Below are 12,947 nucleotides of genomic sequence, written 5' to 3'. Positions count from 1 at the left end.
GACCCATGACCGCATCCCTGAAGACCCTCATCGCAAAACTCAACGGCAGCTGCCGCACCGCCGCCGAACGTGCCGCCAGCCTGTGCATGTCGCGCGGGCATTTCGAGGTCGACCTCGAACACCTCATGCTGGCGCTCTGCGAGCAGCCCGACAGCGACCTGGTCACCGTGCTCAGGCGCAGCGCGGTGAGCATTGCCGAGCTCGAACGCGACCTCCACGACGAGCTTGGCCGCCTGCGTAACGGCAATACGCGTACCCCGGTGTTCTCCGCCCATTTGCCGCGACTGTTCTCGCAGGCCTGGCTGATCGCCTCGCTTGACACCAGCCTGCCGCGCATCCGCTCCGGCCATCTGCTCCTCGCCCTGCTCACCGACCCCGAGCTGGCACAGCTCGCGCAGCGCGGTTCCGCACTGTTCGCGCAGGTGCGCGTCGATGCGCTGAAGCACGAGTTCGACAAGCTCACCGAAGGCTCCGCAGAGGCACGCGAGGCCGCCGGCATGGCGCCCACGGCGCCGGTGGCCGGCGAAGCGGCGGAGCATGCCGGCGGGCCGCTGGCCGCCGCCACCCCGGCGCTCGACCAGTTCACCACCAACCTCACCCAGCGCGCCCGCGACGGCAAGCTCGACCCGGTGATCGGGCGCGACGGCGAGATCCGCCAGATCATCGACATCCTGCTGCGGCGGCGGCAGAACAATCCCATCCTCACCGGCGAGGCCGGCGTCGGCAAGACCGCGGTGGCCGAGGGGCTGGCGCTGCGCATCGCCGGCGGCGACGTGCCGCCGCCGCTGCAGGAGGTCGAGCTGCACGTGCTCGATCTCGGCCTGCTGCAGGCCGGGGCGAGCGTCAAGGGCGAGTTCGAGAACCGCCTCAAGAGCGTCATCGACGAGGTCAAGAAGAGCCCGCGCCCGATCATCCTCTTCATCGACGAAGCCCACACCATGATCGGTGCCGGCGGCCAGTCCGGCCAGAACGATGCTGCCAACCTGCTCAAGCCCGCCCTCGCGCGTGGCGAGCTGCGCACCGTGGCAGCGACGACCTGGGCGGAGTACAAGAAGTACTTCGAGAAGGACGCCGCGCTGGCGCGGCGCTTCCAGGTGGTCAAGGTCGAGGAACCCTCCGAGACGGTTGCTGCCGACATGCTGCGGGGGATGGTGCCGCTGATGGAGGCGCACTTCGGCATCCGCGTCCTCGACGACGCCGTCACCGAAGCGGTGCGCCTGTCGCATCGCTACATCAGCGGTCGCCAGCTTCCCGACAAGGCCATCAGCGTGCTCGATACCGCCTGCGCGCGCGTCGCCCTTGCCCACAGCGCCACCCCGGCGCACATCGACAGCGCGGAAAAGCGCCTCGACTGCCTGCGCGCGGAAGTTGCCGCGCTGCGCCGCGAAACCCTCTCCGGCGGTGCCCACAAGCCTCGCCTGGACGAACTGCAGACGCAGATCGATGCCGCCGAGAGCGAACTGCAGGCGCTGCGTGCACAATATCAACGCGAGCGCGAGCTGGTTGGCCAGGTGGTGGCCTTGCGCAGCGAACTGGAAAGCGGCGAGGCCGGGTCGGTGCCCGCGCGCCGCGGCAAGGATCCGGCGCCGGTGGCCGAGCTCGAACGCCTGCGCGCCGAGCTCGGCGCGCTGCAGGGCGAGACGCCGATGGTGCCGCTGCAGGTCGACGGTCACGTGGTGGCCGAGATCGTCGCCGGGTGGACCGGCATCCCGCTCGGCAAGATGGTGAAGGACGAGATCCGCACCGTGCTCAACCTCAAGCCCTTGCTGCAGGCCCGCGTCATCGGCCAGGACCACGCCCTCGAAGCCATCGCCCAGCGCATCCGCACCGCCCGCGCCAGCCTGGAAGACCCCAACAAACCCAAGGGCGTGTTCCTCTTCGTCGGCCCCTCGGGGGTCGGCAAGACCGAAACCGCCCTTGCGCTCGCCGACATCCTCTACGGCGGCGAACGCAAGCTGGTGACCATCAACATGAGCGAATACCAGGAGGCCCACAGCGTTTCCGGGCTCAAGGGCTCGCCGCCGGGCTACGTCGGCTACGGCGAAGGCGGCGTGCTCACCGAGGCGGTACGGCGCAATCCCTACAGCGTGGTGCTGCTCGACGAGGTCGAGAAGGCCCACCCCGATGTCCTCGAGCTGTTCTTCCAGGTCTTCGACAAGGGCGTGCTCGACGATGCCGAGGGCCGCGAGGTGGATTTCCGCAACACCCTCATCATCCTCACCAGCAACGTTGGTTCGGCGCAGATCATGCAGGCTTGCCTCAACAAGCCCGCCGCCGAACTGCCCGCCGCCGACGCCCTTGCCGAGGCGCTGCGCCCGGTGCTGTGCAAGCATTTCAAGCCGGCCTTCCTCGGTCGGGTGAAGGTGGTGCCCTACTATCCGATCTCCGACGACATCCTCACCGCCATCATCGATCTCAAGCTGCAGCGCATCCGCGAGCGCATTGCCGCCAACCACAAGGCCGCCTTCCAGTGGTCGGACGCACTCGTCGAGGCCGTGCTGGCGCGTTGCACCGAGGTCGATTCCGGCGCCCGCAACGTCGATCACATCCTCAACGGTACCTTGCTGCCGGCGGTCGCCGACGCCGTCCTTGGGCGCATGGCCGAAGGCCAGGCCATTGCGCGCATCAAGGCGGGGGCGGACAAGCGCGGACAGTTCAAGTACACCATCGCGTGAACGCGGGCGGCGGGCGGCGGGCGCGCTCAGCGCGCGCCGTCGTCGATGCGGAAGTACTCCATCAGCTCATGCAGCTGCTGCGCCTGACTGCCCATTTCCTCGGCGGTGGCGGCGAGCTCTTCGGAGGCGCTGGCGTTGTGCTGGGAGGCTTGCGAGAGCTGGCCCATGGCGGTGTTGATCTGGGCGATGCCAGCGGCCTGCTCGGTCGATGAGGCGGCGATCTCCTGCACCAGCTCGGAGGTGCGGCGGACGTCGGGGACGATCTTCTGCAGCATGCCGCCGGCCTTCTCCGCGGTACTGACGCTGCGCGCGGCGAGGGTGGAGATTTCTTGTGCGGCCTGCTGGCTGCGTTCGGCGAGCTTGCGTACCTCGGCGGCGACCACCGCGAAGCCCTTGCCGTGCTCGCCGGCACGGGCCGCCTCGATGGCGGCGTTGAGGGCGAGCAGATTGGTCTGGTAGGCGATGTCGTCGACGATGCCGATGCGGTCGGCAATCTGCTGCATGGCGGCAACCGTTTCCTGCACCGCACCGCCACCGTCCTCCGCTTCGCGCGCGGTTTGGCCGGCGATGCCGTCGGTGGTGCGGGCATTCTCGCTGGTGTGGTCGATGCTGGCGGTGATCTGCTCGATGCTGGCAGTGGTCTCCTCGACGCTGGCTGCCTGCTCGCTGGAACTCTGTGACAGCGTCTGTGCGGTGGCGCTGATCTGCCCGCTGGCGTTGGTGAGCTGTTCGGCGGCGGAGCGGATCTCGCCGATGGTGTGCGACAGCCTCTCGACGATGTGCTTCATCGACATGAGCAACTGGCCGGTCTCGTCCATGCGGCTGATCTCGATGTTCTCGGTGAGGTCGCCGCCGGCGATGCGCTCGGCCGATTCCATGGCCCGGCGCAGCGAGGAGACGATGCCGCGTACGACGAAGCCGAACCACAGCGCCAGGGCGAGGCTGGCGAGGGTCAGCAGGCCGCCGACCCAGAGTTCGAAGCGGGCCTCGCGGGCGAGGCGGGCGACCAGGGTGTCGAGCTCGGCGGAGAGCAGGTCTTCGACCAGCTTCATGTCGTCGATCTTCTCGGTGATGGTGGCGAACCAGGCGGCCGGCTCGATGCCGAAACCGCCGCTGTCGGCGCGTTCGAAGGCAATCCCGCGTATGCGGTCGACCTCGCGTGCGGCGCGCGAGGCGAGCTTTTCTTCCAGCAGGGCACGGGCGCCGGGGCTGCCGAAATCGCGGAAGGCGGCGAGGTAGGTGTCCTGCGCGGCGACGATGGTGATGAAGCGGCGGTACAGTGCGGCATCGAAGGCGTTGGCGGCGAACGCGGCGTTGAGGGTGGCGCGTTCGCGTCCGGCCTGCTCCTTGGCGTTGAGGAACATCACGTAGCCGAGGATGGCCTGGGAGACCTGCTGGTGTTCGCTGAGCTGGTTGATGGTGGTGATCAGCGCCAGATAGGCGTCGATGCTGGCGGTGTAGTAGACGAAGGAGTCGGCGCCGCTGGCGGACAGCGCCCGCACGCGGCTGCGGGTGTCGCCGAGGCGGTCGATCTGCCCGCGCGCGGCGTTCAGGCTGGTGGTGAAGCGGCTGCCCAGAGCTGTGGCATCGAGGGTGTCGAGCTGGCTGCGCAGCTCGCCCAGGTAGCGGTCGGTGAGGGTGTGCTGAGTGGCCAGCTCGGACTGGAAGCGCGTTCCGCGCGAGGCCAGGAAGCCGGCGGAGAGGCCGCGTTCCTTCTGCAGTTCGTGGACCAGCGCGCTCGAACGCACGGCGACCGTGGACAGGGTCTCGATGGTGGCGAGCATGCGCGCGGTGTGGATGCGTTCGACCACCTGGCCGATGGCGAAGTACAGCAGCCCGCCAACCAGCAGGGCGATGGCGGTGAGCAGGCGGGCGCGGATCGAGGTGTGCTTGAGTGCGGCGAACATACAGGTGTCTCCCCCGGTTTGCGGGTGCTTGTCGTGCCGGCAGTCTGGCGCGTGCCTGCTGCCGGCCTCTTGTGTTTGCTAACGGCCCCGGTGCGAGGCGACTTGAAGCTCTTCGCGGCCTGGGGCCGTCCTTGACCGGGGTCGATGAAATCCTAACCCCGCGCAGCAGCCGGGCAAAATGTCCTGAATCAAGCGCCGGGGTGACAGCACGCCGTGCCGGGGCCACAATTGCGCCCTTCGCGGGTGCGCCCGCCAGCGTTAATGGGAATACACCCCAATGACTCCTGATCTGTGGTGGCTCGCCTATCTGGCGCTCGGTGCGGCGGTGGGCTTTTTTGCCGGGCTGCTGGGCATCGGCGGCGGCGGCATCATGGTGCCGATGCTGACCACGCTCTTTCTCGCCCAGGGTTTTGCGCTCGACACCGTGGTGCATATGGCGCTCGGCACCTCGATGGCGGCCATCGTGCTGACCTCGATCGCCAGTCTGCGCGCCCATCATGCCCACGGCGCGGTGCGTTGGGACATCGTGCGGGGCATCACGCCGGGCATCCTGGCGGGGACCTTCGGCGCCACCTTCATCGCCTCGCGCGCCAGTACCGCCGGGCTGGCGATCTTCTTCGCCTGCTTCATGGCCTACGTGTCGCTGCAGATGCTCGCCAACATCAAGCCCAAGCCGTCGCGCAACCTGCCCGGGGCGCTCGGCATGAGCGCGGTCGGGGTCGGCATCGGCGGGGTGTCGGCGCTGGTGGCGATCGGCGGCGGTTCGCTGTCGGTGCCCTTCATGACCTGGTGCAACGTGAAGATGCAGAACGCCATCGGCACCTCGGCGGCGATCGGTCTGCCGATCGCCCTGGCCGGCACGCTGGGGTATCTCGCCAACGGCTGGGGGGCGCCCGGGCTGCCGCCGTTGACCCTGGGCTATGTCTACCTGCCGGCGCTGGTGCTGGTGGCCGCGGTGAGCATGTGGACGGCGCCGTTCGGCGCACGCCTCGCGCACCGCCTGCCGGTGGTGACGCTGAAGCAGATCTTTGCCGGGGTGCTGATGGCGCTGTGCCTGAAAATGCTGCACGGCATCTTCGGCTGAAGACGCTCAGCGCCCCTTGAACACCGGCTTGCGCTTGCTGAGGAAGGCGTCCAGCCCTTCGCGGTAGTCGTCGGTGGCGAGGAAGTCGAAGGCGGCGCGCTTCTCGGCGGCGGACAGCGGTTCGGCGCGGGTCAGGCGGTGCACCCACTGCTTGTGCCAGCGCGCCACCAGCGGTGCGCCGGCGGCGATGCGCGCGGCGGCGGCGCGGGCTTCGTCCATCACCGCTTCGTCGTCCACCACGCGGGTCAGCAGGCCCTTCTGCAGTGCCTCGCGCGCCGGCAGGATGCGCCCTTCGAGGAGGATCTCCAGCAGTACCGCGGGGCCGACCAGTTCCAGCAGGCCGGCCATTTCGCCCGGGTACATGGAGAAGCCGAGCTTGTTGATCGGTGCGCCGAAGCGCGCCGATTCGCCGGCGATGCGCAGGTCGCAGCAGCCGGCGATCTCCAGTCCGCCGCCGATGCAGGCGCCGTGGATGGCCGCCACGGTGGGGATGGGGCAGGCGCGGATGGCGTCCAGCGCACGCGCCACCAGCTCGTCGTGGTAGTGCAGGGCGTCGTCCACGGTGGCGCGCACGGTGAGGAATTCCTCGATGTCGCCACCGGCCGCAAAGGCTTCGCCGGCGCCGCTGAGGATCACGCAGCGCAGGCTGTCGTCGGCATGGATGCGCGCCATCGCCTCGCGCAGCTGCACCCACATGGCGGCGTTGATGGCGTTCAGCCGGCCGGGGTTGGACAGGGTGAGGAGGGCGACGTCGCCGTCGCGTTCGAAAAGGATCTCGCCGCTCATGGTCTGGGTTCGCTCGGGTGGGGCTGCGGGTGGAGGTGTGCTCCATACCGGTCGGTATGGAATCGGGCGCATGATAGCCGATCCGCGCTCTCGTTTCGGCGGGAAGGGCTGCGGCGGGCTATCTTCCAGGAAGGAGTACAACCCGCCGGAGACCGCCATGAACACCGCCGCCACCCGCCGCGAAACCGATTCCATGGGCGCCATCGAGGTGCCAGCCGGGCGCTACTGGGGGGCGCAGACCCAGCGCTCGATCGAGCACTTCCCGATCGGCGTGGCGCGTTTTCGCTGGCAACGCCCGATGATCCGCGCGCTGGGCGTGCTGAAACGCGCCGCCGCCGAGGCCAATGCGGAACTGGGCGAACTGCCGGCGGACATCGCTGCGCTGGTCGTGCGCGCCGCCGACGAGGTGATCGCCGGGCAACTGGACGAACACTTTCCGCTGGTGGTGTTCCAAACCGGTTCCGGTACCCAGTCCAACATGAACGCCAACGAGGTGATCGCCAACCGCGCCATCGAGCTGGCCGGCGGCGTGCTGGGCAGCAAGGCGCCGGTGCATCCCAACGACCATGTGAACCGCGGGCAGTCGTCCAACGACACCTTTCCGACGGCGATGCACATCGCGGTGGTCGAGCAGCTGCATGCGCGCCTCTTTCCGGCAGTGGCCGTGCTGCGCAATACCCTGGCCGAGCGTGCGGCGCGCTTTGCCGGGGTGGTGAAGACCGGCCGCACCCACCTGCAGGACGCCACCCCGGTGACCCTGGGGCAGGAGATCGGCGCCTGGGTGAGCCAGCTCGACTTTGGCCTGGCCGCGGTGCATGCGACGCTGCCCGGCCTGCACGAGCTGGCCATCGGCGGCACCGCGGTAGGCACCGGGCTCAACGCACACCCGCGCTTCGGCGACATGGCGGCTGCGCGCATCGCCGCGCTCACCGGCCAACCCTTCGTCAGCGCGCCGGACAAGTTCTTCGCGCTCGCCGCGCACGACGCGCTGGTGCAGGCCTCGGCCGCGCTGCGCACCCTGGCCGGCGGGCTGATGAAGATGGCCAATGACGTGCGCTGGCTGGCCAGCGGGCCGCGCTGCGGCATTGGCGAGCTGGCGATTCCGGAGAACGAGCCGGGCTCGTCCATCATGCCGGGCAAGGTGAACCCGACCCAGTGCGAGGCGCTCACCATGGTCTGCGTGCAGGTGTTCGGCAACGACGCCGCGGTGGCCTTCGCCGGCACTCAGGGCAACTTCCAGCTCAACGTGTACAAGCCGGTGATGGCGCACAACGTGCTGGAGAGCATCGAACTGCTGGCCGACGCCTGCGCCGCCTTCGAGCACCACTGCGCGCGCGGCATCGAACCGGTACGGGCGAAGATCGAGACCAACCTGGCCGCCAACCTGATGCTGGTCACCGCGCTCAACCGCCACATCGGCTATGACGCCGCGGCGGCCATCGCCAAGCACGCGCACAAGGAGGGCCTGACCCTGCGTGAGGCGGCGCTGGCCTCGGGCAAGGTGAGCGCAGAGGATTACGAGCGCTGGGTGGTGCCGGTGGAGATGACGCGCACCAGCGGCGCGTGAGCGGGGGGTTGTAGGAGCGGGCTTGCCCGCGATGCGGCCTTTCGGAAAACGATCGCCGCATCGCGGGCAAGCCCGCTCCTACCGATGCCCCGGCGGTTCGTCGGGTCGCGGCCACGAATTCCGCGATCACCCCGGGTGGCGCGAACGCCCCGCACGGCGCGGTGTTAGACTCTGGGGCCGGCCGTACGTCATAAGCGTCCGCCTTCGCCGGCAAGGAGTCATCGTGTCGTTGTTCAATCAATTGCTGCTCATCTTCGCGCTGATCGCGGTCAGCGCCTTCTTCTCCATCTCCGAGATTTCGCTCGCCGCTTCACGCAAGGTCAAGCTGCGCCTGATGGCCGAGGGCGGGCATCCCAATGCGCAGCGCGTGCTGGCGCTGCAGGACAGTCCGGGCAATTTCTTCACCGTGGTGCAGATCGGCCTCAATGCGGTGGCCATCCTCGGCGGCATCGTCGGTGAGTCGGCGCTCTCGCCCCACGTTGCGGCAGCGCTGCGCACGATGTACGACGGACCGTGGCTGGACACCGTCAGCTTCGTCATCGCCTTCGTCTTCGTGACTTCGCTGTTCGTGCTCTTCGCCGACCTGATGCCGAAGCGCTTCGGCATGGTGCAGCCGGAGCGCGTGGCGGTTGCGGTGGTGCGGCCGATGCAGTTCTGCATGACGCTGTTTGCGCCGCTGGTGTGGGTGTTCAACGGCCTGGCGAACCGCATCTTCCGCCTGCTCGGGGTGCCCAGCGTGCGCGTCGAGGACATCACCCCGGCGGACATCATGGCGATGGCCGATGCCGGTGCGCAGGCCGGGGTGCTGCTCAACCAGGAGCAGCACCTGATCGCCAACGTCTTCGAGCTCGACTCGCGCATCATCCCCTCGGCGATGACCGCGCGCGAGAGCATCGTCTTCCTGACTCTGGGCGAGGCCGAGGAGAGCATCCGCGGCAAGATCGCCGAAACCCCGCACGGCAAGTACCCGGTGTGCGAGAAGGACGGTATCGACTCGGTGATCGGCTATGTGGACGCCAAGGACATCCTGCCGCGCATCGTCAACGGGCAGAAGCTGTCGCTGCGCACCGAACCCATCGTGCGCAAGATCCTCGTGCTGCCGGACACGCTGAATCTCTTCGAGGCGCTGGAGCGCTTCCGCGACGCCAAGGAGGACTTCGCCGTCATCGTCAACGAGTACGCCCTGGTGGTCGGCCTGCTGACCCTGCAGGACGTCATGAGCACGGTGATGGGCGACCTGGTGAGTCCCTTCCAGGAAGAGCTGATCGTGCGCCGCGACGACAATTCATGGCTGATCGACGGGGTGACGCCGATCGAGGACGTCATGGCCGCGCTCGATATCGACGTCTTCGAGGGCTTCCAGAACTACGAGACGGTGGCCGGCTTCCTGATGTACATGCTGCGCAAGGTGCCCAAGCGCACCGACTTCGTCGAGTATGCCGGCTACAAGTTCGAGGTGGTGGATATCGACAGCTACCGCATCGACCAGGTGCTGGTGACGCGCGCCGGGACGCTGCCGGCGGAGTAAACGATAGCGCTCGCCCTGAGCGAAGTAAGCCCCGCCGCGGGCGTGGCAAAGCGGACGCAGGACACGGGTACTCCGTTCGCCCTGAGCCTGTCGAAGGGCACTTGATGGCAGTGCCTTCGAACGGGCTTCGACAAGCTCAGCCCGAACGGTGTTTGGCATGGCGACGTGTTACGCCGCGCGGTTCTTCGCCTTGGCGATGCGCGCCAGCGCGGCGCGGCCGCTGCTGATGTGTTCGCGCATGCGCTGCTCGGCGGCATCGGCGTCGCGCGCCAGCAGGGCGTCGAGCAGGCTGCGGTGTTCGGCGCGCGACTGCTCCAGGCGGCCTTCGGAGAACAGTGAGTTGTGGCGCGAGAGCTTGATTACCTTGCGCAGGTCGGTGATCACCTGCAGCAGCCAGCGGTTGTCGGCGATCTCCTGCAGGGCGTGGTGGAAAGCCTGGTTGGCTTCGAAGAAGCCGTTGATGTCGTCGGTGTCGGCGGCGCGTTCGAGGTCGGCATGGATGCGGCGCAGGCGTTCGAGATCGGCGTCGCTGGCGCGCTGCGCGCTTGTGCGCGCGCACTGGCCTTCGAGCAGGGCCATCACGGTGAACACTTCGTCGAGGTCGCGTTCGGAGATTTCGGTGACGTAGCAGCCGCGGCGCGGCTTGAGGGTCACCAGCCCTTCGGAGGCCAGCACCTTGAGGGCTTCGCGCAGCGGCGTGCGGGAGATGCCGTAGTGCTCGGCCAGCGCCTGCTCATCCACCCAGGTGCCGGGCGGCAGCTCGTGCGAGAAGATGCGCTGGCGCAGTCTTTCGGCAACTTCCTGGTACAGGGCCAGGGGAGCGATGCGGGATGCGGTCATGGGCGATGTCATTGTGCTGGCGGCGAAGGCCGCCGTGAAGGGCGGCAAGATAGCCTGAAAAATGCCGGCTTGCCAGCCCGTTGCATTCATAATTATGGATAAAGTATTATTCGCCCATTGCAACAAGTCAACTTTCCCTGCGCGGCGTAGCATGGGAGGTTTCGCGCCCCGGCGATCTTGCGCCGGCCGGTGTGAAATGTAAGTGTGAGAGGGCTGCGCCGCGTAACGGGGCGTCGGCGACCGTCCGTGGCATCTGCTGCGGGCGGTCTCGTCGTCGCTGCCGGGGGTGGGGCGGTTCCGGCCGCGTCCGTCGCCAATTCCGCAATGCCGCCGTGGGCGGTGCATGAGTCAACGAGGCTTTATCCATGTCCAACGCCAATCAGCCCACCTATCCGCAGCCGGACCTCGAAGCCTGGATGAAGGCTGCGTCCAAGCACGCGCCGGAAGGCAAGGTCGAGAACCTCAACTGGATCACCCCGGAAGGGCTGACCGTCAAGCCGCTGTACACCAAGGCGGATACAGCCGACCTGCCGCATGCCGACACCCTGCCGGGTTTCGAGCCCTTCCTGCGCGGCCCGCAGCCGACCATGTATGCGGTCAAGCCGTGGACCATCCGCCAGTACGCGGGTTTTTCGACCGCCGAAGCGTCCAACGCCTTCTACCGCAAGGCGCTCGCCGCCGGCGGCCAGGGTGTGTCGGTGGCCTTCGACCTTGCCACCCACCGCGGCTACGACTCCGATCACCCGCGCGTGACGGGCGACGTCGGCAAGGCCGGCGTGGCGATCGACTCGGTGGAGGACATGAAGATCCTCTTCGACGGCATTCCGCTCGACAAGGTCTCGGTGTCGATGACCATGAACGGCGCGGTGCTGCCCATCCTGGCCGGCTACATCATCGCCGCCGAAGAGCAGGGCGTGTCGCAGGACAAGCTCTCGGGCACGATCCAGAACGACATCCTGAAAGAATTCATGGTGCGGAACACCTACATCTATCCGCCCACCCCGTCGATGAAGATCATCGCCGACATCTTCGGCTACACCGCGCAGCACATGCCGAAGTTCAACAGCATCTCGATCTCCGGCTACCACATCCAGGAAGCGGGTGCGAACCAGGCCATCGAACTGGCCTTCACCCTCGCCGATGGCGTTGAGTACGTGCGCACCGGCATCAATTCCGGCATGGACGTCGATACCTTCGCCGGCCGCCTGTCCTTCTTCTGGGCGGTGGGGATGAACTTCTACCTCGAGATCGCCAAGATGCGCGCCGCGCGTCTGCTGTGGTGGCGGCTGATGAAGCAGTTCAACCCGAAGAGCCAGAAGTCGATGATGCTGCGCACCCACTCGCAGACCTCGGGCTGGTCGCTGACCGAGCAGGACCCGTACAACAACGTCGTGCGTACCACCATCGAGGCGATGGCCGCGGTGTTCGGCGGCACCCAGTCGCTGCACACCAACGCGCTCGACGAAGCCATTGCGCTGCCTACGGAGTTCTCCGCCCGCATCGCGCGCAACACCCAGATCATCATCCAGGAAGAGACCCACATCTGTAACGTGGTCGACCCCTGGGCCGGCTCCTACATGATGGAGAAGCTCACCCAGGACATGGCCGACAAGGCCTGGGCGCTGATCGAAGAGATCGAGTCGATGGGCGGCATGACCAAGGCGGTCGAGTCCGGCTGGGCGAAGATGAAGGTCGAGGAATGCGCCGCCGACAAGCAGGCGCGCATCGACTCCGGCAAGGATGTCATCGTCGGCGTGAACAAGTACAAGCTCGCCAAGGAAGACCCGATCGAGATTCTCGACATCGACAACCACGCCGTGCGCGAGTCGCAGATCGCCCGCCTCGCCCAGGTGCGCGCCAGCCGCGACGCCGCCGCGGTGCAGGCCGCGCTCGATGCGCTGACCCAGTGCGCCGAGTCCGGCCAGGGCAACCTGCTCGACCTGTCGGTGAAGGCCATCCGCCTGCGCGCCACCGTGGGCGAAGTCTCCGACGCGCTGGAGAAGGTCTTCGGCCGTTACCGTGCCAACCCGCAAGCCGTGTCCGGTGTGTATGGAGCCGTGGTGGAAAACGACGCTGACTGGAAGGAACTGAAGGCCGAGATCGAAGCCTTCGTCGCCGAAGAGGGCCGCCGCCCGCGCATCATGATCGCCAAGCTGGGCCAGGACGGCCATGACCGCGGCGCCAAGGTGGTGGCCTCGGCCTTCGCCGACCTCGGCTTCGACATCGACATCGGCCCGCTCTTCCAGACCCCGGAAGAGGCCGCCCGCCACGCGGTGGAAAACGACGTGCATGCGGTGGGCTGCTCCAGCCTTGCCGCCGGCCACAAGACCCTGGTGCCGCAGATCGTCAATGAACTGAAGAAGCTCGGCGCCGACGACATCATCACCTTCGTCGGCGGGGTGATCCCGGCGCAGGACTACGACGCGCTGTATGCCGCCGGTGCCAAGGGCATCTTCGGCCCCGGCACGCCCATCCCCAAGGCCGCGCGCGAAGTGCTGAAGCAGATTCGCGCGGCGAAAGGCGCGGCGTAGGGAGCAACAAGGGCAGGCTCACGCTTTAG

At 67.7% G+C, this 12,947-nt stretch carries 8 protein-coding genes; 5 read left to right on the top strand and 3 right to left on the bottom strand.

Annotated features, from left to right (window positions below):
- Positions 1-5 precede the first annotated feature (5 nt).
- Complete coding sequence (tssH, locus tag C8261_RS10205) at positions 6-2,675, top strand: type VI secretion system ATPase TssH (RefSeq protein ID WP_107493602.1); 2,670 nt, start codon at positions 6-8, stop codon at positions 2,673-2,675.
- A 26-nt stretch (positions 2,676-2,701) separates the two neighbouring features.
- On the opposite strand, the gene C8261_RS10200 is transcribed toward tssH, so the two are convergent.
- The gene (locus C8261_RS10200) at positions 2,702-4,582 is read right to left on the bottom strand and encodes a methyl-accepting chemotaxis protein (RefSeq protein WP_219905184.1); all 1,881 of its coding nucleotides are present in this window, start codon (positions 4,580-4,582) and stop codon (positions 2,702-2,704) included.
- Positions 4,583-4,859: 277 nt separating this feature from the next.
- Here C8261_RS10200 and C8261_RS10195 point away from each other — a divergent pair, with 277 nt between their 5' ends.
- Complete coding sequence (locus C8261_RS10195) at positions 4,860-5,666, top strand: sulfite exporter TauE/SafE family protein (protein ID WP_107493601.1); 807 nt, start codon at positions 4,860-4,862, stop codon at positions 5,664-5,666.
- 6 nt (positions 5,667-5,672) lie between these two features.
- Here the strand turns inward: C8261_RS10195 and C8261_RS10190 are convergent, their stop codons facing one another.
- A complete protein-coding gene (locus tag C8261_RS10190; protein ID WP_107493600.1) occupies positions 5,673-6,452 on the bottom strand; it encodes an enoyl-CoA hydratase/isomerase family protein in 780 nt (259 codons plus the stop codon).
- Positions 6,453-6,609: 157 nt separating this feature from the next.
- Here C8261_RS10190 and fumC point away from each other — a divergent pair, with 157 nt between their 5' ends.
- Both fumC and C8261_RS10180 read left to right on the top strand, forming a co-directional pair.
- Positions 6,610-8,019: a class II fumarate hydratase gene (gene fumC / locus C8261_RS10185; protein WP_107493599.1), complete on the top strand. Its 1,410-nt coding sequence runs from the start codon at positions 6,610-6,612 to the stop codon at positions 8,017-8,019.
- 223 nt (positions 8,020-8,242) lie between these two features.
- On the top strand, positions 8,243-9,547 hold the full coding sequence (locus C8261_RS10180) for a hemolysin family protein (protein WP_181358923.1): 1,305 nt from the start codon (positions 8,243-8,245) through the stop codon (positions 9,545-9,547).
- A gap of 168 nt (positions 9,548-9,715) precedes the next feature.
- On the opposite strand, the gene C8261_RS10175 is transcribed toward C8261_RS10180, so the two are convergent.
- Positions 9,716-10,387 (bottom strand): GntR family transcriptional regulator, encoded by a 672-nt coding sequence (locus tag C8261_RS10175; RefSeq protein ID WP_107493597.1) that lies wholly within the window; start codon positions 10,385-10,387, stop codon positions 9,716-9,718.
- Positions 10,388-10,752: 365 nt separating this feature from the next.
- Between C8261_RS10175 and scpA the strand changes: the two genes are divergently transcribed.
- Positions 10,753-12,918 (top strand): methylmalonyl-CoA mutase, encoded by a 2,166-nt coding sequence (gene scpA / locus C8261_RS10170; RefSeq protein ID WP_107493596.1) that lies wholly within the window; start codon positions 10,753-10,755, stop codon positions 12,916-12,918.
- Positions 12,919-12,947: the final 29 nt, after the last annotated feature.

Source organism: Pseudothauera lacus (genome assembly GCF_003034845.1).
Taxonomy (GTDB): domain Bacteria; phylum Pseudomonadota; class Gammaproteobacteria; order Burkholderiales; family Rhodocyclaceae; genus Pseudothauera; species Pseudothauera lacus.
Note: the sequence above shows the minus strand (reverse complement) of the source record. Positions and strands in the feature narration are given on the sequence as shown.

Coding starts and splice junctions, on each gene's coding strand:
- fumC (WP_107493599.1), top strand. CDS start 6,610: ATGAACACCGCCGCCACCCGCCGCGAAACCGATTCCATGGGCGCCATC.
- C8261_RS10200 (WP_219905184.1), bottom strand. CDS start 4,582: ATGTTCGCCGCACTCAAGCACACCTCGATCCGCGCCCGCCTGCTCACC.
- tssH (WP_107493602.1), top strand. CDS start 6: ATGACCGCATCCCTGAAGACCCTCATCGCAAAACTCAACGGCAGCTGC.
- C8261_RS10195 (WP_107493601.1), top strand. CDS start 4,860: ATGACTCCTGATCTGTGGTGGCTCGCCTATCTGGCGCTCGGTGCGGCG.
- C8261_RS10190 (WP_107493600.1), bottom strand. CDS start 6,452: ATGAGCGGCGAGATCCTTTTCGAACGCGACGGCGACGTCGCCCTCCTC.
- C8261_RS10175 (WP_107493597.1), bottom strand. CDS start 10,387: ATGACCGCATCCCGCATCGCTCCCCTGGCCCTGTACCAGGAAGTTGCC.
- scpA (WP_107493596.1), top strand. CDS start 10,753: ATGTCCAACGCCAATCAGCCCACCTATCCGCAGCCGGACCTCGAAGCC.